Origin of the sequence: Variovorax ureilyticus (genome assembly GCF_037889935.1) — a bacterium.
Classification (GTDB): Bacteria; Pseudomonadota; Gammaproteobacteria; order Burkholderiales; family Burkholderiaceae_C; genus Variovorax; species Variovorax ureilyticus.
The window spans coordinates 467965-487280 of record NZ_JBBKZU010000004.1 but is presented as its reverse complement, the minus strand read 5'-3'; the positions used below and the strand labels follow the sequence as shown (position 1 = coordinate 487280).

The following is a 19316-nucleotide window of genomic DNA, read 5'->3' as shown; positions in this document are numbered from 1 at the left end:
ACGACCTGCGCTAAGAGCAACTGTAGTGTCCATTTCTCCACCAAGAAGTTAAGTGGAGTAGTGGATCCTTGCGCATACGACGAAATCAAGACGGGATGGCTAGCCGCTTACCTCGTGGGAGAGGCGCCGAGCCTCGAAGTCAGGGTCGGCCGGAGAGAACGATGGCGGCGAGCGACACCGAGACCAGCATCCCGCACACCGAGCCGATGAACCACTTAACCGTGGCCTTGTAGGTGGCCTCGTCGTCGTCCTCGACGAGAAGCGCGCGATACAGCGTGTAGATCTCGGCGGCGATCGGGATCAGCAGCGCGATGAGCGCGATGACCGAGCGCACCGTCCAGTCGCCCGGCGCTTCGAAGGCCCAGTAGCGCACGAAGGAAAGCGAGAAGCCGATGATGACCGTGACCGCGGTGATGATCCCTTCTCGGTAGCCGGCCGGCAGCGGCCGCCTTGGCGCAGGCGCGGGCGCGGGTTCTGGTGCGGGCGATGGCGCTGCTGCGTCGCTCATGGCCGCAATCTAGTCCGCAATCAGCGTTTCGGGAATCAGCCCGCGTTCGATCATCGCCGCGTCCCAGGGCGGCACGCGCGTGAACGCCGCCGTGAGGTGCTCGATGAAGAGGCGCAGCTTGAAGGCATTGCGCGAAGTGCCCGCATAGACCGCGTTGAGCGAGAAGGACGAGAGCTGGTGCTCCGCCAGCACCACCTGCAGGTCGCCGCGCAGGATCGCATCGCCGGCCACCAGCGTGGGCAGGCAGACGATGCCCGCGTGCTCCATCGCGTATTCGCGCAGCAGGTGCACGCTGTTGGTCAGCAAGGCGGCGCTCATGTAGAGCGTGACCTGCTCGCCCGCGTGATGGAAGGTCCAGCGGTCGCGCGTCGGGTAGCCCGAATAGAGGCCCAGCGTGTGCTTGTGCAGGTCGCGCGGGCTTTCGGGCACGCCGTGCGCGCGCAGGTACTCCGGCGTGGCGCAGAACACGCGCCGCACGGGGAAAAGAGGACGTGACACGAGCTCGGTCGAGGCGGCCGGGAAGATCTGCAAGGCGCAATCGACGCCGGCCTTGACCGGATCGACCACCGCATCGCTCACGATCAGTTCGAGGTGGATGTCCGGAAAACTCACCTGGAACGCGCGCAGCAGCGTCGCGAAATGCCCGAGCACGAAGCCCGTCAGCGCATGGATGCGCAAGGTGCCGGTCGGCCCGGCGCGGGCGTCGCGCATCTGGTCCATGATGTCGTTCGCCCGCCCGACCAGCTCGGTGCAGTCGCGCAGGAAGGCCTGCCCGACGTCGCTCAGGCGCACCACCCGCGTGCTGCGGTGAAAGAGCGGCGCGCCGACGTGGTCTTCGAGCTGCTTCACGCGTGTGGTGACCACCGACTTCGCCACGCGCATCTGCCGCGCCGCCTCCGCGAAGCTCTGGGTCTGCGCGACGCGGACGAAGGTCTCGATGTTTTCCAGGCGATCCATGGGCTGGCAATGTAGCCGCGGGGCGCACTGTATGGAGTGAGGGTCGGTGCTAATCTCGGCGGATGTTCAATCCCACCCAGGAAGAAGTCCGCCGCTTCTTCTGCGACGTCTTCGCCAAGAGCCGCAGCGGCCAGCCGATGGAGGCGCTCGAGATCATCGCCGCCCGCTGGATCGACGAGCACCCCGAATACCACGCCGACCTCGAAGATGCCGATGCGGCGATCGCGCGCATCTATGACGGCAAGGACGGGCGGGAGAACCCGTTCCTGCATCTGTCGATGCACCTGTCGATCAGCGAGCAATGCTCCATCGACCAGCCGCGCGGCATCCGCCAGGCGGTCGAGCTCCTGGCCAAGCGGCGCGATTCCTTGATGGACGCGCATCACGAGGCGATGGAATGCCTTGGCCAGATGATGTGGGAGAGCCAGCGCGCCGGCCGGCCGCCCGACGGCGAGGGCTATGTGGCCTGCGTCCAGCGCCGGGCAACAAGGGATTGATCACCCCCATGCGCCTTCGGCGCTCCCCCTCTCCGGGGGCGCACCCGGCGGCCCGGCGAAGCCGGTTCCGCGGGTGCCCTGGAATTGGCCGCGCCGGTTTCGTGCGCCATGAATGACAAAGCCCGCAGGAATGCGGGCTTTGTCATTGTGTCTGGCGAAGTGATGCGCCGCGCTTACTTGGCTTCGTGGAAGCGCGATTCCGGCACGGTCTTCAGGTCGCCCGGCAGCGCGCTGATGTAGCTCGTGAGTTCCTTGATTTCCGAATTGGTGAACTTCTTCGCCTGGCTGCCCATGACCGGGTGCGCGCGGCCGATCTGCATGCGGTTCTGGACCTTGTACGACTTCAGCGCGACATAGAGATAGTCGGCGTGCTGGCCGGCGAGCTTCGGCACCGAACCGTCATTCGGCGTGTTGAAGTTGGCGCCGTGGCACTTGGTGCAGGAGTTGTCCTTGTCGCGCGCGATCAGGTCCGCGACGCGGGAGCTCGGCGCGGCGGCTGTGGCCGGCGGCGGTGCGTCGCCTTCCTTGAGGCCGAGCTGGCTGTAGTAGGCGGCCAGATCGGCGATGTCCTGCTCGCTCAGGGTGTCCGCGATGGCGTGCATGGTGGGGTGCTTGCGCTCGCCGCCCTTGTACTGGGTGAGTGCGGAGACGAGGTAGGAAGCGCTCTGGCCCGCGATCATCGGAACCTTGTGGATCTCGGGAAAGCTGGCCTGGTACCCGATGATGCCGTGGCAGCCCATGCACATGGCGACCTTCTTCGCGCCTGCTTCCGCGTTGCCGGTGATCTTCTGTGCCTGGGCGGAGACCGTCACGCAAGCGACAGTGAAGGCAAATATCGTGGTCAACAACTTCTTCATTTTGCGCGCACAATCTCGTGGAGTTTTAGGGCAAATCAACGTTTGATTATATGGGTCGCCCTTCTAGGAACCCATGCAGGAGTCTCCCTGAGAGACTCGTCTCGCGAATCGATGTTGTGTTCCCCCAACCAACCACCCCGCTCGAAGCCATCCATGAAATTCAAGGGTTCTGACAACTACGTCGCCACACAGGATCTGATGCTCGCGGTCAACGCGGCCATCACGCTCAAACGCCCCCTGCTCGTCAAGGGCGAGCCGGGCACCGGCAAGACGATGCTCGCCGAGGAAGTGGCGCAGTCGCTCAACCTCCCGCTGCTGCAGTGGCACATCAAGTCCACCACGAAGGCGCAGCAGGGCCTCTATGAATACGACGCGGTGAGCCGCCTGCGCGATTCGCAGCTCGGCGACGAGCGGGTCAAGGACATCCACAACTACATCGTCAAAGGCGTGCTGTGGCAGGCGTTCACGGCCGACGAGCCGGTGGCGCTCTTGATCGACGAGATCGACAAGGCCGACATCGAATTCCCGAACGACCTGCTGCGCGAACTCGACCGCATGGAGTTCTACTGCTACGAGACGCGCGAGCTCGTCCGCGCCAGGCGCCGGCCGGTGGTGTTCATCACGTCCAACAACGAGAAGGAACTGCCCGACGCCTTTCTGCGCCGTTGCTTCTTCCACTACATCAAGTTCCCCGATGCGGAGACGATGAAGAGCATCGTCGCGGTTCACTTCCCCGACCTGAAGCAGGCACTGCTCACCGCGGCGATGAAGACCTTCTACGACGTGCGCAACCTGCCCGGCCTGAAGAAGAAGCCTTCGACCTCCGAATTGCTCGACTGGCTCAAGCTGCTGGTCGCCGAGGACATTCCGCTCGAAGCGTTGCAGAGCAAGGACGACAAGGTCGCCGTGCCGCCGCTCGTGGGTGCGCTGCTCAAGAACGAACAGGACGTCACCCTCTTCGAGAAGCTCGTCTTCATGCAACGCCACAACCGCTGAGGCGTCGCGATGGCGTTCGTCGAACCGGTCACGCTCAAGGCACGCGGCGTCGCGCTGGTGCCGCTGTCGCTCGCCCATGAGGAAGGCCTGCGCGCAGCAGCCGCCGACGGCGAGCTGTGGAAGATCCGCGTGACCTCCGTGCCGGAGCCGCAAGAAACGCGCACCTACATCGAGAACGCGCTGAAGATGCGCGAGGACGGCAACCGCTTCGCCTTCGCGGTGACCGACGAGGCCAGCGGCACGGTGCTCGGCAGCACGAGCTACCACGACATCCTGCCGGCCGTGAAGCGCGTCGAGATCGGCTACACCTGGTATGCCAAGCGCTGCCAGCGCACGCACGTCAACACCACCTGCAAGCTGCTGATGCTCACGCATGCCTTCGATGCACTGGGCTGCCATGTGGTGGGCTGGCGCACCGACAACTTCAACCACGCATCGCAGCGCGCCATCGAGCGCCTCGGCGCGAAGAAGGACGGCGTGATCCGCGGCCACGCGCTGCGCCGCGACGGCACGATCCGCGACACCGTGATGTACAGCCTGCGCTCGGGCGAATGGCCCGAAGTGCGCGCGCAACTGAATGACCTGCTGGACAAGCCCAGGCCGCAGGCCCAGGAGTGATTCGCCATGCTGATCGACTTCTTCTACACCCTGCGCTCGGCCAAGCTGCCGGTGTCGGTCAAGGAATATCTGACGCTGCTCGAAGCGCTGCAGGCCGATGTCGTCGGTCCCAATTCCGACGATGCCTTCGGGCTCGATGACTTCTATTACCTGTCGCGCACCGCGCTGGTGAAGGACGAGAAGCACTACGACAAGTTCGACCGCGCCTTCGCCGCCTACTTCAAGGGCGTGGAGATGCTGGCCGACTTCACCAAGGAAGTGCCGCTCGACTGGCTGCGCAAGACGCTCGAGCGCGAATTCACCGCCGAGGAAAAAGCCAAGATCGAGAAGATGGGCTGGGACGAGCTCATGGAGACGCTGAAGAAGCGCTTCGAGGAGCAGAAGGAGCGCCATGAGGGCGGCAGCAAATGGATCGGCACCGGCGGCACCTCGCCCTTCGGCCACGGCGGCTACAACCCGCAGGGCGTTCGCATCGGCGGCGCGGGCAAGAACAAGAGCGCGGTGAAGGTGTGGGAACAGCGCGCCTACAAGGACTACGACGACAGCCAGGAACTCGGCACGCGCAACATCAAGATGGCCTTGCGCAAACTTCGCAAGTTCGCGCGCGAGGGCCACGAGGACGAACTGGATCTCGACGAGACCATCAGCAAGACCGCGGCCAATGCGGGCTACCTCGACATCAAGATGCGGCCCGAGCGCCACAACAACGTCAAGGTGCTGCTGCTGATGGATGTCGGCGGCACGATGGACGAGCACATCCAGCGCGTGGAGGAACTGTTCTCGGCCGTCAAGACCGAGTTCAAGCACCTCGAGTTCTATTACTTCCACAACTGCGTCTACGACTTCATGTGGAAGAACAACCGCCGGCGCTACTCGGAGAAGTTCCCGACCTGGGACATCATCCGCAAGTACAACAAGGACTACAAGCTGGTCTTCGTCGGCGATGCGACGATGAGCCCGTACGAGATCCTGCAGCCGGGCGGCAGCGTCGAATACAACAACGAGGAGGCCGGTGCGGAGTGGCTCCAGCGCCTCACGCATGCCTTCCCGAAGTTCGCGTGGATCAACCCCGAGCCGCAAGGTGTCTGGCAATACCGCCAGAGCATTGCGGTCATCCAGCAACTGGTGTCGAACCGCATGTTCCCGCTGACCCTGCGCGGTCTCGAGGACGCGATGCGGCTGTTGTCGAAATAGGCTGACCCGGAGCGGGCCCCCTTGCTGTCAGAATCGGCGGGGTGCGTCAGGTTGTTCCATCTCTCACGCCGGCTTGGATGCCGGCGTTGTTGTTTGCAACCCTCCTTCTTTTGCAGGGATGCAGCCTGCTGTCGCAAAAGGAACCCGACCAGCGCGATGCCGCCGACAGCCCCGTGACGAGTGAATCGGGCGCCTCGGGACGCGAAGCCTTCGCCGTCGACGTGCAGGCGCCCGATGCGGTGCGCGACTTCCTCACGCGCAACCTGGAGATCCAGCGTTACCGAAAGCTCAACGATCTCGGGCCCGTCGAGCTTTCGCGCCTGATGGTCGCGGCCGAGGCCAACGCGCGCGAGTTGCTCAACACCATGGGCTACTTCACGCCCACGCTCACGCTCGAGTTGCGCGAAACACCCGACGGCAAGGCGCCGCGCGAAGTCAGGATCACCGTCGTGCCGGGAGAGATCACGCACGTGAGCGACGTGCACGTCGACTTCAACGGGCCGATCGCGCAGACGCCTGAATCCGAAGAGCGGCGCAACGCGATCCGCGCCGCGTGGCCCCTGCGCCAAGGCCAGGCCTTCAGCCAGCAAGCCTGGGACAACGCAAAATCCACGGCGCTGCGCAGTCTCACGGCAAGGCGCTACCCCACGGGCACCATCGTCACGAGCCGCGCGGAAGTGGACGCCGATCGCGCCGAAGCGCGGCTGAGCGCCACCTACGATTCCGGCCCGGCCTACCGCTTCGGCCCGCTGGTGGTGCGGGGCTACCAGCGCTACGACCCCGACGCGATGCGACGCATCGCGCGTATTCCAACCGGCGCCGACTACGACCAGCAGCAACTGCTCGATGCCCAGCAACGGCTGGCGAGCAGCGGCTACTTCAATTCGGTCTTCCTCACGCTCGACACCACGCACGACGACCCGCTCAGCGCACCCGTCATCGCGCAGGTGCAGGAGGCGCCATTGCAGAAGGTGGTCGCCGGCGTCGGCTACACCACCGACAGCGGCCCGCGGCTTTCGCTCGACCACATCCACAACCAGATGCCGCTGCTCGGATGGCGCGCGGTGTCCCGGCTCTACCTGGACCGCGACACGCAATCGCTCGGCACCGAGTGGAGCGCGGTGCCGCGCGACAGCGGATGGCGCACCTTCACGGCGGCCCAACTCAAGAGCGAGGTGTCGGGCGACTACACGGTCGACAGCGGGCGGCTGCGCGGCGGCGAGAGCAAGGCCAGCGACCATATCGACCGAAGCCTCTTCCTGCAGTACGACTACGCGTCGAACCACGGCTTCAATGCGCCGCCGTCAGCCTCGGCGCTGAGCATCAACTGGAACTGGACCGGCCGCTACTTCGACAACGCCAACGCGCCGACCCGCGGCCAGGGCATCGCGCTGGAACTCGCCGCCGGCTACACGCTGACCGGCGAGCGCCTGCCATTCACGCGCACCTATGCACGCTGGGTGGGCTTCGTGCCCGCGGGCACCGTCTACAGCGACGACGGCACGCAATCGCGCGGCGCCCGCATCCAGCTGCGATCGGAAATCGGAGCGCTGATCGCCAAGGACAGCGCGCAGATCCCGAGCACCCTCGCCTTCCTGACCGGCGGCGACACCACGGTGCGCGGCTACAGCTTCCGCTCCATCGGGGCGGTGCGGCCCAGCGGCACCGTCATCGCCGGCCGCTACATGGGCGTCGCGAGCATCGAGTGGCAGCGCCCGTTCGTCTACAACGGAAAGATCAGCGACTGGGAAAGCACCGTGTTCGTCGATGCCGGCTCGGTCGCCGACAAGGTCGGCGATCTCGAAGCCAAGGTTGGCGTCGGCGTCGGCGCGCGCTGGAAAAGCCCGATCGGGCCGATTTCGATCGATCTTGCCTACGGCGTCGATGTGAAGGAATTCAGGCTGCATTTCCGCTTCGGCTTCACCTTCTGACCATGGCCGACGAGACGCCCGAAACCACGCCAGGAACCGCGCCCACGGCGCCGAAGCGCTCACGCCTGCGCCGCGTGCTGCGCGGGCTCGGCTGGTTCGTGGGTGGCCTGGTCACGCTGCTCATCGCGCTGCTGGCCGGGGCCTGGTGGTGGCTCGGAACGGACGAATCCCTGGCCTTTGCGCTCGCGCGCACCGCACGCTTGCTGCCCGCGGATCAGACGCTGGAAAGCCGCGATGTCTCGGGTTCGCTGCGCGCGGGCGGGCGCATCGGCTGGCTGCGCTGGCAAAGTCCCACGCTCGCCGTCGAAGTGAGCGGCGCACGCATCGGCTGGCAGCTCGCACCTCTGTTGCGGCGCCGCGTGCAACTGGGCGAGGTACACGCCGGACAAGTGGTGATCGAACGGCGCGGCGCACCCGAGGACAAGCCGGTCGAACCGCTCGATCAGATCGTGCTGCCGGTGCAGATCGAGCTGCCCTTCTCGATCGACGACCTGCGCTGGGCCGGCCCGCCGGCGCTGCAGGCCACCCGACTTGCCGGCAGCTATCGCTACACCAGCGAGCACCACCACGTTCTCGAGATCGTCGGCGTAGAGGTGGCCGACGGCCGGTACGGTGCGCACGTCGATCTGCAAGGCCCCGCGCCGATGGCCATCGATGCGAAGCTCAACGGCCGCATCCGCGCGTCGCTCGACAAGGAGAACCCGCTCGACGTGCTGGCCAATGCCAGCGTGACCGGCACGCTGTCCGGACCGGACGCCCGCCTTGCGGTGGCCGCGGAACTGCAGCCGGTCGATGAAGGCGCCGCAGCGCCGATGCGCGCGCAGTTGCAGGCCAACATCGCGCCCTGGCAGCCGCAGCCGGTGATCGACGCCACGGCGGAAGTCGAGAACGTGGACCTCGCGCGACTGTGGCCCGAGGCGCCTGCCACGCTGCTCACCGGCCACATCGAAGCCGGCCCCGACGCTGCGGCTGGCACCACGAACTGGAAGGCGACCGCCGACATCCGCAACGCGATCGCGGGCCCCTGGGATGCAGGCAAGCTGCCCGTCGAACAGGTCCAGGCCCGGGCGGGTTTCGACGGCACTACCTGGACCGTGCCTGAAGCCACCGTGCACATCGGCGGCGGCAGCATCGAGGCCGAGGGAAGCTGGAGCCCCGCCCCCGAACCCTGGCAGGCGCGCGCCATGGTGCGGGGTGTGCAACTCGGGCAGCTGCATTCCGATCTCGCCGGCGCGCCGCTGGGTGGAACCATCAAGGCCGATCAGGCGGGCGACACGATCCGCTTCGACGTTGCACTGCGTGCCGAAGGAGGCGCCGGCGTGCAGGGCGTGCTCGTCGAACGGGCCGTTGCGCAGGGGCAATGGCAGAACCAGGTGCTCGATCTGAGAACGCTGCGCCTCGAGGCCCGGCAGGCGAGCCTCGAAGGCCGTCTGCAGGCGCAGGTCGCCGGACAGGGTGGCAGCGGCAACCTCCGCCTCGTCGTGCCGGGCGGCAGCGTGCAGGTGCAGGGTCGCATCGCGCCGGCCAGCGGTGATGGGCAGGTGCGCACGCAGATCGACGATGCCGCCGTCCTGCAGCGCTGGATCGAAAGCCTGCCGGCGATGCAGGAGCGCTTCGCCGGCGCGCGCATGCAGGGCAGCGCGCGGCTCGAAGCGAGCTGGAAAGGCGGCTGGCAGGCGGTGCAGCGGCGCCTTCGGACCGCCAACGAGCCGGCTCCGCGCGGGACCGTCGAACCGACCCTCGACGCCACGCTGACCATCCCCAAGCTCGATGTCGCCTTGCCGCCGCCCGAATCGGGCGAGGAAGCCGTCAGCATCGCTTTCGCCAATGTCCGCGCCGAACTGGCCGGCAGCCTCGCGCAATCCACCTTGGCGCTCAAGGGCGAAGCCACCACCGGCACGCGCAAGATCACGCTCGATGCGCGCGGCGGTGGCGGCATCGATCGCGCCAACCAATGGCGCGCGGCGCTCTCCAGCTTCCGCGCGCAGTACAAGGACAGCACGCGACCCGGACCGTGGACGCTCGCCCTGAATCGCGCCTTCAACGCCACCATCCGCACGGTCGACGGCGACGCGCGGCGTCTCGAAGTCGAGGCGTCGGGCGCCGGCGCGGAGGTGACCGGCCCGGTGCCGGGCACGCTGAAGATCGACTGGCAGCCACTGCGCTTCAGCCAGAGCGGCGCGGGCGCCACGCGCTCGACGCGGCTGCAGTCCAAGGGCCAGTTCCAGGGCCTGCCGATGGCCTGGGCCGAGGCCTTCGGCGAGACCGACGCCCTCGAACGCATCGGCTTCAGCGGCGACCTGATGTTCAACGGCGAATGGGACATCGACGCCGCCGACACGCTGCGCGGCCATGTCCGCATCAATCGCCAGAGCGGAGACCTCCGCGTGCAGGCCGGCGAGGCGGCACTGGTCACGCGCGTGCACAGCACCGGCACCGGCGCGCGCAGCGAGATCACCATGGATGCGGCCGGACCGGGCGTCGGCACGCCGGCCGGTTTGCGTCAGGCCGAATTCCGGCTCGACGCAGAAGGCGACACCGTCCGCGGCCTCCTGGCATGGGAGAGCGAGCGCGCCGGCCAGATTCGCGTGGAAGCCAGCACGCGCCTTCTGCAAAGACCCGGCGGCTGGCAATGGGCCGCCGACGCACCGCTCGCGGGTCGCGTCACGGCGAAGATGCCCAACCTCAGGGTCTGGTCGATGCTGGCGCCGCCGGGCTGGCGCATCGCCGGAACGCTGCAGGCGGATGCCACGCTCTCGGGCAACCGGAACGACCCGCGCTGGAACGGCACGCTCGGCGCCGACCAGCTCGCGCTGCGCGCGCTGGTCGACGGGCTCGACCTGCACGACGGCCGTCTGCGCGCGACCCTGGCCGGCAACCACGTCGAGGTCAACGAGTTCACGCTCAAGGGCGGCCTCGGCAGCCAGATGCGCATCCCCGGCCAGAGCGGCAACCTGAGCACCGCGGCCAGCGAAGCCGCGAGGGACGGCGGCACGCTGACGGTGCGCGGCGATCTGTCGTGGGGCCCCGCGCCGGCCCCGGGCGCCGGCAGCGGCATCCGGATGGCGATGCAGGCGCAACTGCGTTCGCTGCGCACCCTGGTGCGATCGGACCGGCAGCTCACGCTTTCGGGCGACGTGCAGGCGCGGCTGGAGAACGGCCAGTTCACCGTGCGCGGCGACCTGCGCACCGATCGCGCAGTGATCATCCTCCCGGACCAGACCGCGCCCAGTCTCGGCAGCGATGTCGTGATCCGCTCGGCGGTCCGCGATCGCGAGGCGAGGGAAGAGGCCGAACGCCTCGCCGAAGCCACCGGACGGCTCGGCGCGAGGCCGCAGACCGCGAAGCCGCCCGACGTGCTGGTGACTTTCGACCTCGGCCAGGATTTCGCGGTCCAGGGCCGCGGCATCACGACACGCCTCGCGGGCAAGCTCAATATCCAGAGCACTGCGCTGAATGCCCCGCCCCGCGTGACCGGCGAGGTCCGCACCGTCGCCGGGCAGTACCGCGCCTACGGACAGCAGCTCAACATCGAAACCGGCATCGCGCGGTTCAACGGGCCCATCGACAACCCGCAGCTCGACATCCTCGCCATCCGGCCCAACATCCAGCAGCGCGCGGGGGTCGCCATCACCGGCACGGCACAGGCGCCGCGGGTGCGCCTGTATTCCGACCCTCAGCTATCCGACCAGGAAACGCTGTCGTGGCTGGTGCTGGGGCGCGGATCGGCGACCAGCGGCAGCGAATCGGCGGTGCTCCAGCAGGCCGCGCTGGCGTTGCTCGGCGGACTCGGCAGCGGCGGCACGGGCGGCGGACTCGCGAGCCGCTTCGGACTCGACGAGATCGGCTTCCGCGGACCGGGCAGCGGCGGCGAAGTGCGCGACTCGTCCGTCACCGTCGGCAAGCGCATCGCGCGTGACTTCTACGTCACTTACGAACGCAGCCTCGCGGGGACGCTGGGCACGCTCTTCGTGTTCTACGACCTCACGCGCAACCTCACCCTGCGCGCGCAGGCCGGCCAGCCCAGCGGCATCGACCTGATCTACACATTGCAGTTCGACTGAACTGGTAAAGTTGCGGGCCTTCGTCCTCGTAGTTCAATGGATAGAACGGGGTCCTCCTAAGACTCAGATACAGGTTCGATTCCTGTCGAGGGCACCAGTACAAATCCGGATGAGTCCAGACTCCTCCGGATTTTTTACTTCTCTTCTGACTGATTCGTCCGCAGTCAACGAGCGAGTCCGATCTGAATCTGTCCCGCTGCCGGCCCGCTGCGTGCGCCGACGACGGCTGCAAGCGTGCCGTCTTGCGCCGTGAAGTAGTAGGCGCCCCCGGCGCTGAACGACTTCAGGTTCGAGATCGTGAAGCTCGGGACACCGAGACTGAGGCCGGCGAATCCATAGCCGGTCGCGTCGGTACGAACCATCATCGTGTCGTAGGTGGTCGCTGTGTAGACCATCGTTCCCCAGCTCCCGCTGGTATCACCGCCGATGGCGTTGAGGTTCGGCCAGGCTGCGGATTCCTCCAGGCCGATGCGGAAAACCGAATCGTTCGGCGCACCCGGGCTGGTTCCCGCCGACAGGTACACGTTCTTGCCCGCGACCCGCGCCATGGCGAAGTACCCCCAGTCATTCACCGGGTCCGCCACATTCGCGACCTTCCACAGGCCAGGCGTCGGGCCGGGCGAGACCGTGTAGTCGACCAGCAAGGTGCAGGCCGCAATGGACGTGATGGCGACGTCGTTGCACAGTTGCAGGACTGTCCCTCCTCCCGAGATACGGGACTGTCGAATGTTGGAATCCCGCGTGGACGTTTGCAGATTGATGCCAAGACGCGTGTATGCGCCGTCGAGCGCAGCCTGCGTCGTGACCAGCGCGCGCGAGGCCACGAAGGGCTGCACTGCATAGCTGGTCAGCACCTTGGGCGCATGGAACGGAAAGGCGCCCACCACGGTGTCGGCGGTCATGCGGAACCGGCTGTTGGCCGCTACCGCAGATACGCGCGTGCTCGCGAAAATGTAGGCGGTGCTGTCAGTCGGGTCGACAGCGATCGCGTCGGCGACGGTCACGTCGTTCTCGTCCGTCATCGCATAGGCCATGTTGTCGAAGTCGAGCGTGAGAGTCAGCCTTGAGCCATTCGTGGCGAAGACCTTGTAGCTCCCATTGCGCGCGTCGCCCGGCGCGATGTCGAACACCACGTCCCGGGCGTGTGATGCATCCGTGGAAGCGCCCACGGTGAGCACCGCCGCGGCTGCGCTCAGGTTGGCCACTCGCGCTGTCCAGCTCGTCCCGGCGACGCTCGGCGTGCGCGGGGTGGCCGTCTCTGCCGGTGTGGGCGTCGGGGTCCAGTTGACCGCCTGATTCGAGCTCACGGCAATGCTGTCGCCGGGCTTGACTGCATAGCGTCCGTTGCTCGCTTGGGCCTCATTGCCATTGACCTTGACCGTGAGGCTCAGCGCCGGTGTCGGTGCCGATGTTTGCACGGCAGGCAGGACCGCTCCGCCCCCACCACCGCCGCCGCCACCACAGGCAGCCACCACCGCCAACATCGCCGCGCCGGCGCAGTATCTCAATCGCATGTTTTGTCCTTTTGATCTATGAGATGCCGACGCGGCAGGAGCGCGCGCTCGGCGCGGCGAGTGTATCTTTTGGAAACTTAAGTATCACTCCTTCGAACGAAGGAGACTCTAGAGCCGCAGGTGTGCTAGCGCCAGCGCGTCAGATTGGGTGTCTGCGCGTCCCACGGGCGCCGAGAGTGGTTGTTGAGAGGCGCGGCGGCTTTGCCCGCCGAATGTGCGCGCTGCCGAGCGCGAAGCCATGTCGGCTCTTGCGGCCATAAGAAAAGAAACCCGCCGAAGCGGGTTCAAAACAGCCGAGACATGGAAGGCTGTCACGTCGAGCATCGCAGAAGGGCCTGACCGGGGCCTGAGTCGCCCGTGGCCAAGTCGAATCCAGCGCCCACGCGCTGCGCTCCCGGCAACGCGCCGGTAGCATGCCGGAATGAGCTTCCTCGTCGGCACCGCGTCGTGGACTGACAAGACACTGATCGACTGCGGGCGCTTCTATCCCCCGGACTGCAAGACGCCTGAAGCGCGCCTGCGCTACTACGCATCGACCTTTCCGCTCGTGGAGGTGGACAGCAGCTACTACGCCATCCCGACGCCGATGACCGCGCAGCAATGGGCGCTGCGCACACCCGATCGCTTCGTCTTCAACGTCAAGGCCTTTCGCCTGTTCACCGGTCACTTCACCGAAACCAAGGTGATGCACAAGGATCTGCAGCAGGCGCTCGGCGCCGGACGCAAGCTCTACTACAAGGATGTGCCGGAAGAGATCCGCGCCGAACTCTGGAAACGTTTCGCCGAAGCCCTGCAGCCGCTGCGGCTGGCGGGCAAGCTGGGGCTGGTCCACTTCCAGTTTCCCCCGCGACTGAAATACAGCCCGGAAGCGATGGCGCACATCGAGCGCTGCATCGGGTGGATGCCGAACTGCACGCTGAGCATCGAGTTCCGCCACAGGTCATGGTGGGAGAGCCCGGAGCGCACTGCCAGTACGCTGGCCTTCTTGCGTGAACATGGCCTGGTGCACACGATCGTCGACGGCCCGCAGGGCGCCGACAACAGCGTTCCGGCAGTGTGGGAGATCACCCATCCGGACTACCTGCTGCTGCGCCTGCACGGCCGCAACGTCGAAACCTACAACGCGCCGGCCCAGACCGCGGCCGAGCGCTTCGACTACGACTACCCCGATCGGGAACTCGGGGAGCTTGCGGCAGAGCTGGTGCGCATAGCCTACAGCGTGCGCAACAAGCACATCATCTTCAACAACTGCGACGAGGATAAGGGGCAGCGCAACGGCATCACCTTCCTGAAGATGCTGATGGCGCATGGCTGAAGGTGCTGGGCCCGAAAGAATTTCCGTCCTTCGCTGCGAAGCGTGCGGCGGCTCCGAGATTTCTCCCAGATGGACCCGCAGACTGCGTTCCGCGGCCGGAAGTCTTCACAGACCCCTCCACTCCCTCCACCATCCGGCTGTTTAACCCGCTTCGGCGGGTTTCTTTTTGGCCTGCTCGAACGCACCGCTTTCGGGTTTTCCCTGCCTGTTGGGGACAAGCTTGGGGAAAACAGCAATGGATTCGCATCGGATCGACATCTGGAGCGGCTCGAAACACGATGCTCACGAAATAGGCAATGGCCCCGGGGGAGGGGTCGCCGGCAAGCGCGGCTAGAATTCGACACTCATGCCCCGCTGGCTCATTGCCTCTTTCATCGCTTTCGTGCTTTCCTGCTACGGCTTCGCGGCCGCCGCGCAAGGCAGGACGGGCGGAGTCGACCTTGCGGACGCCTACAAGGTGACGGCGGCATCGATCCAGCAAGACACGACCCCGGCCGGCGATGCGTCCCCGCAGGACGCGAGCGACGAGTTCGCCGATCTCGACGAGGCCGGGTCCGACTTCAACGAATTCCTCACGGGTGTTCGCCCGCTCCTCGTCCCGGTCGTCGCCGCGGTGTGGCCACCACGCCTCGCGCCGCTGACCGCACCCCCGCCCCTGCTGGAGCGGCCCAAGCGGCCGCCTCGGGGCAGCCTCTTCCTCGTCTAGCTCGCCGCTTCGAGGGCCATTCGGCCTTCGATTTCACGATGCGAGCACCCCGCATCGCGGCGCCATGCGCGCGATGCGATCGATCCGGCGGTCCACCGCCGACCCCGTCAGGAATGTAGGAAGGAATCAACCATGCGTCTCACCACCAAAGGCCGTTTTGCCGTGACGGCCATGATCGACGTGGCGCTGCAAGGGCCCGCAGGGCCGGTCAATCTGGGCTCCATCAGCCGCCGCCAGCGGATCTCGCTGTCGCATCTCGAACAACTCTTCGCCAAGCTGCGTCGCCACGACCTTGTCGAATCCACGCGCGGCCCCGGCGGCGGCTACTCGCTCAGCCGAAGGGCCGCGGATATCACCATCGCGCACATCATCCAGGCGATCGACGGCGACGGGCAGGAAAAGACGGTCCCCCGCCACCCCGCAGTCCCGGGTGCGGTGAACCGGCACGCCACCGACGAGCTGTGGGCCTCGGTCAGCCGGCGCGCGCTCGAATTTCTCGACACCGTCACGCTGCAGAGCCTGGTCGACGAACAGATCGCGCGCGGCGTCGAGGTGGAACGCGATCGCAGTCCGCGCCGCGAACCGCTCCCCACGACGCGTGTGAAGCCCGCACCGGTCAATGCGCCGAACTCGGTCTTCGCGCTGGGGGCGATGCTCGCGAAGCGCTCCTGACGCGCCAGAGGGCGGTTTCGGGACCGCGAAGCCGAAAGGCCGAGGCCGGCGCTCCGGTCGGCCGAGCGCCTATGCTTCGTATCCAGATGACCGCCTCCATTTCCCCCCCTCACGAACTCGCGGTCCTGATCGGCCGCTTTCAGCCGTTTCACAACGGCCATCTCTCGCTTCTGAAGCAGGCGCTCGATCTGGCGCCGCGCGTCGTCGTGGTGATCGGCTCGGCTTTCAGTGCGCGCTCGCCCAAACTGCCCTTTCACTGGCAGGAATGCGCCCGCATGATTCACGCCGCCGTCCCCGAATCCGAACGTTCGCGCATCCTCTGCGTGCCGGTGCGTGACTGCTTCGACGAAGCGCGCTGGGCGACGACGGTACGCCGCGAAGTCGCCCAGGTCCTGGCGGATCACCACGCCGCACCGCCCGCATCGACGGTGTTGCTCGGCCACTTTCGCGATCCGTCCCGCGACTACCTCCGCGCCTTTCCGGACTGGACGCTGCAGACGCTGGACAGCACGCCGATCCGGCGAGCGAGTGCACTTCGCGATGCCGTGTTCGCGCACGGCGAGACGGCGCTGGCCGACATCTCCGCCGAGGTGCCACCCGGCACCATCGATTTCCTGCGTGAATGGAGCGCGCGCCCGGCGTTCGAGAATCTGCGGCAGGAAGCAGCCATCCTGCGCGAGTACGACCTCGCCTGGTCCGTCGCGCCCTACCCGCCGGTCCTGGTCACCGTCGATTGCGTCGTGAAGTGCGGCGACAGGGTGCTGGTGATCCAGCGCGGACACGCGCCCGGCAAGGGACTGCTCGCGGTCCCCGGCGGGTTTCTCGAACAACGCGAAACCACCTTCCAGTCGGCTCTGCGCGAACTCGAGGAGGAAACGCACCTCGCAGTGCCGCACGCAACGCTACGAAGCTGCCTCAAAGGTAACGACGTGTTCGACCGGCCGGACCGGAGCCAGCGAGGCCGAACGATCACGCACGGCTTCTTTTTCGACTTGGGCGACCGCGTACTGCCCGCCATCCACGCGGACGACGATGCCGCCGCGGCGAACTGGATGCCGATCGATCAACTCTGCGCGAGCGAAGAACGCTTTCTGGACGACCATTTCCAGATGCTCGACCACTACCTGGCGCTGCTGCCGCGTTAGGCCGCGTGTAGGCACGCGCCGACGCCGTCCTCCCCATTTCTCTGGCAGCAAGCGCGCCGAGCTGCGCCTAATCTGTTTTCAAACACACACCGGAGTTGCGCCGAGCAAGGGCATCATCCTCCGGCTGCCCGGTGTGGAACTGATGTGTTGAGCGACGATTCCTCCTCCCGGCGCTTCCCTGCGCCGTTCTACAGCGCCCCTCGGGGCGCTGTTTTTTTGGTGGATCGCGAAGAAGCGCGACGCGGCTACTTCAGGTCCCGACGCAGCGCCTGGACCTCGGCGTGCAGGCTCTTCGCCCACGCGCGCCGGTCGCGGCCGTGCGAAGACTGCGCTTCGCCGAATCGGACGATCGCCAGCAGCGGCGGCGACTTGAGCGTGTTCCACACGGACGAGAGCAGGTTGTCGTCGCCGATGTAGCGCGGCGCGTAGCTCGTCTCACCCGATTCCGCATCGGCAAAGCGCAGTGCGGCCGGCAGCACCGGTGCGCCGGCAGAAATCGCCGCCTGCAGGAGGTTGGCGTGAAACGGAAGCAGCCCGTGGCCGTCGCTGGTGGTGCCTTCGGGGAAGACCGCGATCACGTCGCCGTCACGCAGCGCTTGCGCCATGTGATGCACGACCCGCATTGCGTCGCGTCGACGCTCGCGCTCGATGTAGAGCGAACCGGCGCCCGTCGACAGCGTGCCGATCACCGGCCAGTGGCGCACATTGGATTTCGACACGAAGCGCACATGCCGCGCCGCGTGGATGGTGAGGATGTCGAGCCACGACAGGTGATTGCAGATCAGCAGCACCGGCCCGTGCGCCGGAGGCGTGCCCTGCACCGTGAGCCGGATGCCCATGAGATTGAGCATCCGCTCGGCCCAGCGCTGCACATGCGCCTCGCGTTCGGCGACGGACAGCGACGGAAACTTCGTGCGGATGATCCACCAGCCCCGGCATACATGCGCGACGGCGCGCAACAGTTTCAGGCTCGCAGAGAGTGCGTGCATCGGGTGGGTAAGAGCCCGCTCAACCGTGAACGACGCGGCCACCGACCACGGTGAAACGGGCTCGCCCATGCATGGCGTAGCCGCCGAATGGCGTGTGCTTGCCCTGGCTGCGGAGTGCGTCGGGCGTGACCTGCCATTCATGTGCAGGGTCGACCACGCACAGGTCGGCCGCGCCGCCTTGCGCCAGGCGCCCCACGCCTGCGGTGCCGACCAGCCCCGCCGGCGCGGACGTGACGACCTCGATCGCGCGCATCAGGCCGGCGCCGCTCTGCTCGCCCCATTGCAGCGCCAGCGGCAGCAGCAGTTCGAGCCCCGTCGCGCCGGCTTCGCTTTCGGCGAAGGGCAGCGTCTTGGCATCGGTTTCGACCGGCGTGTGGTCGGACACCAGCGCATCGATCGTGCCGTCGGCCAGCCCGGCGGACAGGGCATCGCGGTCGCGCTGTTGCCGCAGCGGCGGGCTGAGCCGCGCGCGGCTGTCGAAGTAGCCGATGTCGGTGTCCACCAGATGCAGCGAATTGATGCTGACGTCGCAGGTCAGCGGCAGGCCTTCGGCCTTGGCCGCGCGCACCTGCGCCACGCCGGCAGCGCTCGAGAGCCGGCACAGGTGCACGCGCGCACCGGTCGCGCGCACGAGTTCGACGATCGTGAAGATGGCGATCGTCTCCGCCGCCACCGGCACGCCGGCGAGGCCGAGGCGCGTCGCGAGCGGGCCACTGGCCGCGACGCCCTTGCCGAGATCGCGATCCTGCGGACGCAGCCAGACCGCATAGCCGAAGGTGCTCGCGTACTGGAGCGCACGCAGGAGCACCTGCGTGTTGCCCAAAGGAACATCGGCCTGGCCGAAGCCCACGCATCCGGCTTCGGTGAGCGCCGCCATTTCGGTGAGCACCTCGCCCGCCAGTCCTCGCGTGAGAGCACCCTGCGCGAACAGCCGTGCACGCTGGAGCTTCTCGGCGCGGAACTTGAGCATCTCGACAAGGCCCGGTTCATCGAGCACAGGATCGGTGTCGGGCGGGCATACCAGGCTCGTTACGCCACCGGCCACGGCTGCGGCCATTTCGCTGTCGAGCATGCCTTCGTGCTCGTACCCGGGCTCGCGCAGCCGCGCCGCGAGATCGACCAGCCCCGGCACGACGAGGCACCCCTGTGCATCGAGCGTGCGCTCCGCGCGGAAGTCGCTCCCGCTATGGCCGATCGCGACGATCTTGCCATCTGCGATGGCGACGTCGGCCTTCTTGTCGAGTTTGGACGCGGGGTCGACCACGCGCCCATTGATGATCTGAATTTTCATGTTCTGTCCTCTATCGGCCACAGCCCAGCCCAGAAATGCCGTGGAACCGGCTTCGCCGGGCC

16 protein-coding genes and 1 tRNA gene are annotated in these 19316 nt (G+C 66.9%); 11 read left to right on the top strand and 6 right to left on the bottom strand.

The genetic code is table 11. The annotated features are described in order from the left end of the window. Window positions 1–139 precede the first annotated feature (139 nt). Both WKW77_RS12485 and WKW77_RS12480 read right to left on the bottom strand, forming a co-directional pair. Window positions 140–508: a hypothetical protein gene (locus WKW77_RS12485; RefSeq protein WP_340357147.1), complete on the bottom strand. Its 369-nt coding sequence runs from the start codon at window positions 506–508 to the stop codon at window positions 140–142. A gap of 9 nt (window positions 509–517) precedes the next feature. Beyond that, window positions 518–1465 carry a LysR family transcriptional regulator gene (locus tag WKW77_RS12480; protein WP_340357146.1) on the bottom strand — a complete coding sequence of 316 codons (948 nt, stop codon included), beginning with the start codon at window positions 1463–1465 and terminating at the stop codon, window positions 518–520. 62 nt (window positions 1466–1527) lie between these two features. Here WKW77_RS12480 and WKW77_RS12475 point away from each other — a divergent pair, with 62 nt between their 5' ends. Then, window positions 1528–1962 carry a DUF1841 family protein gene (locus tag WKW77_RS12475; protein ID WP_340357145.1) on the top strand — a complete coding sequence of 145 codons (435 nt, stop codon included), beginning with the start codon at window positions 1528–1530 and terminating at the stop codon, window positions 1960–1962. Between the two features lie 173 nt (window positions 1963–2135). On the opposite strand, the gene WKW77_RS12470 is transcribed toward WKW77_RS12475, so the two are convergent. Then, the gene (locus WKW77_RS12470; RefSeq protein ID WP_340357144.1) at window positions 2136–2819 is read right to left on the bottom strand and encodes a c-type cytochrome; all 684 of its coding nucleotides are present in this window, start codon (window positions 2817–2819) and stop codon (window positions 2136–2138) included. 153 nt (window positions 2820–2972) lie between these two features. Between WKW77_RS12470 and WKW77_RS12465 the strand changes: the two genes are divergently transcribed. From WKW77_RS12465 to WKW77_RS12440, 6 genes are all read left to right on the top strand, one after another. Continuing rightward, window positions 2973–3815, top strand: coding sequence for an AAA family ATPase (locus tag WKW77_RS12465; RefSeq protein ID WP_340357143.1), 843 nt, complete (start codon window positions 2973–2975; stop codon window positions 3813–3815). 9 nt (window positions 3816–3824) lie between these two features. Next, on the top strand, window positions 3825–4433 hold the full coding sequence (locus WKW77_RS12460) for a GNAT family N-acetyltransferase (protein WP_340357142.1): 609 nt from the start codon (window positions 3825–3827) through the stop codon (window positions 4431–4433). Window positions 4434–4439: 6 nt separating this feature from the next. Beyond that, a complete protein-coding gene (locus WKW77_RS12455) occupies window positions 4440–5627 on the top strand; it encodes a vWA domain-containing protein (RefSeq protein WP_340357141.1) in 1188 nt (395 codons plus the stop codon). A gap of 77 nt (window positions 5628–5704) precedes the next feature. Next, window positions 5705–7558 carry an autotransporter assembly complex protein TamA gene (locus WKW77_RS12450; RefSeq protein WP_340357168.1) on the top strand — a complete coding sequence of 618 codons (1854 nt, stop codon included), beginning with the start codon at window positions 5705–5707 and terminating at the stop codon, window positions 7556–7558. A gap of 2 nt (window positions 7559–7560) precedes the next feature. Next, the gene (locus WKW77_RS12445; RefSeq protein WP_340357140.1) at window positions 7561–11622 is read left to right on the top strand and encodes a translocation/assembly module TamB domain-containing protein; all 4062 of its coding nucleotides are present in this window, start codon (window positions 7561–7563) and stop codon (window positions 11620–11622) included. Window positions 11623–11644: 22 nt separating this feature from the next. Further along, window positions 11645–11719 (top strand) — tRNA-Arg (locus WKW77_RS12440). 67 nt (window positions 11720–11786) lie between these two features. Here WKW77_RS12440 and WKW77_RS12435 read toward each other — a convergent pair. Beyond that, a complete protein-coding gene (locus tag WKW77_RS12435; RefSeq protein WP_340357139.1) occupies window positions 11787–13136 on the bottom strand; it encodes a hypothetical protein in 1350 nt (449 codons plus the stop codon). A gap of 421 nt (window positions 13137–13557) precedes the next feature. On the opposite strand from WKW77_RS12435, the gene WKW77_RS12430 reads away from it, so the two are divergent. From WKW77_RS12430 to WKW77_RS12415, 4 genes are all read left to right on the top strand, one after another. Next, window positions 13558–14451, top strand: a complete 894-nt coding sequence (locus WKW77_RS12430) for a DUF72 domain-containing protein (protein ID WP_340357138.1) — start codon at window positions 13558–13560, stop codon at window positions 14449–14451. Window positions 14452–14797: 346 nt separating this feature from the next. Beyond that, a complete protein-coding gene (locus tag WKW77_RS12425) occupies window positions 14798–15157 on the top strand; it encodes a hypothetical protein (RefSeq protein ID WP_340357137.1) in 360 nt (119 codons plus the stop codon). Window positions 15158–15289: 132 nt separating this feature from the next. Next, window positions 15290–15829: an Rrf2 family transcriptional regulator gene (locus WKW77_RS12420; RefSeq protein WP_340357136.1), complete on the top strand. Its 540-nt coding sequence runs from the start codon at window positions 15290–15292 to the stop codon at window positions 15827–15829. A gap of 71 nt (window positions 15830–15900) precedes the next feature. Further along, a complete protein-coding gene (locus tag WKW77_RS12415; RefSeq protein WP_340357135.1) occupies window positions 15901–16974 on the top strand; it encodes an NUDIX domain-containing protein in 1074 nt (357 codons plus the stop codon). Window positions 16975–17219: 245 nt separating this feature from the next. Here WKW77_RS12415 and WKW77_RS12410 read toward each other — a convergent pair whose 3' ends face one another. Both WKW77_RS12410 and WKW77_RS12405 read right to left on the bottom strand, forming a co-directional pair. Then, window positions 17220–17963, bottom strand: coding sequence for a lysophospholipid acyltransferase family protein (locus WKW77_RS12410; protein ID WP_340357134.1), 744 nt, complete (start codon window positions 17961–17963; stop codon window positions 17220–17222). A gap of 19 nt (window positions 17964–17982) precedes the next feature. Then, window positions 17983–19254 (bottom strand): dihydroorotase, encoded by a 1272-nt coding sequence (locus WKW77_RS12405; RefSeq protein WP_340357133.1) that lies wholly within the window; start codon window positions 19252–19254, stop codon window positions 17983–17985. Window positions 19255–19316: the final 62 nt, after the last annotated feature.

Coding starts and splice junctions, on each gene's coding strand:
- WKW77_RS12485 (WP_340357147.1), bottom strand. CDS start 508: ATGAGCGACGCAGCAGCGCCATCGCCCGCACCAGAACCCGCGCCCGCG.
- WKW77_RS12480 (WP_340357146.1), bottom strand. CDS start 1,465: ATGGATCGCCTGGAAAACATCGAGACCTTCGTCCGCGTCGCGCAGACC.
- WKW77_RS12475 (WP_340357145.1), top strand. CDS start 1,528: ATGTTCAATCCCACCCAGGAAGAAGTCCGCCGCTTCTTCTGCGACGTC.
- WKW77_RS12470 (WP_340357144.1), bottom strand. CDS start 2,819: ATGAAGAAGTTGTTGACCACGATATTTGCCTTCACTGTCGCTTGCGTG.
- WKW77_RS12465 (WP_340357143.1), top strand. CDS start 2,973: ATGAAATTCAAGGGTTCTGACAACTACGTCGCCACACAGGATCTGATG.
- WKW77_RS12460 (WP_340357142.1), top strand. CDS start 3,825: ATGGCGTTCGTCGAACCGGTCACGCTCAAGGCACGCGGCGTCGCGCTG.
- WKW77_RS12455 (WP_340357141.1), top strand. CDS start 4,440: ATGCTGATCGACTTCTTCTACACCCTGCGCTCGGCCAAGCTGCCGGTG.
- WKW77_RS12450 (WP_340357168.1), top strand. CDS start 5,705: ATGCCGGCGTTGTTGTTTGCAACCCTCCTTCTTTTGCAGGGATGCAGC.
- WKW77_RS12445 (WP_340357140.1), top strand. CDS start 7,561: ATGGCCGACGAGACGCCCGAAACCACGCCAGGAACCGCGCCCACGGCG.
- WKW77_RS12435 (WP_340357139.1), bottom strand. CDS start 13,136: ATGCGATTGAGATACTGCGCCGGCGCGGCGATGTTGGCGGTGGTGGCT.
- WKW77_RS12430 (WP_340357138.1), top strand. CDS start 13,558: ATGAGCTTCCTCGTCGGCACCGCGTCGTGGACTGACAAGACACTGATC.
- WKW77_RS12425 (WP_340357137.1), top strand. CDS start 14,798: ATGCCCCGCTGGCTCATTGCCTCTTTCATCGCTTTCGTGCTTTCCTGC.
- WKW77_RS12420 (WP_340357136.1), top strand. CDS start 15,290: ATGCGTCTCACCACCAAAGGCCGTTTTGCCGTGACGGCCATGATCGAC.
- WKW77_RS12415 (WP_340357135.1), top strand. CDS start 15,901: ATGCTTCGTATCCAGATGACCGCCTCCATTTCCCCCCCTCACGAACTC.
- WKW77_RS12410 (WP_340357134.1), bottom strand. CDS start 17,963: ATGCACGCACTCTCTGCGAGCCTGAAACTGTTGCGCGCCGTCGCGCAT.
- WKW77_RS12405 (WP_340357133.1), bottom strand. CDS start 19,254: ATGAAAATTCAGATCATCAATGGGCGCGTGGTCGACCCCGCGTCCAAA.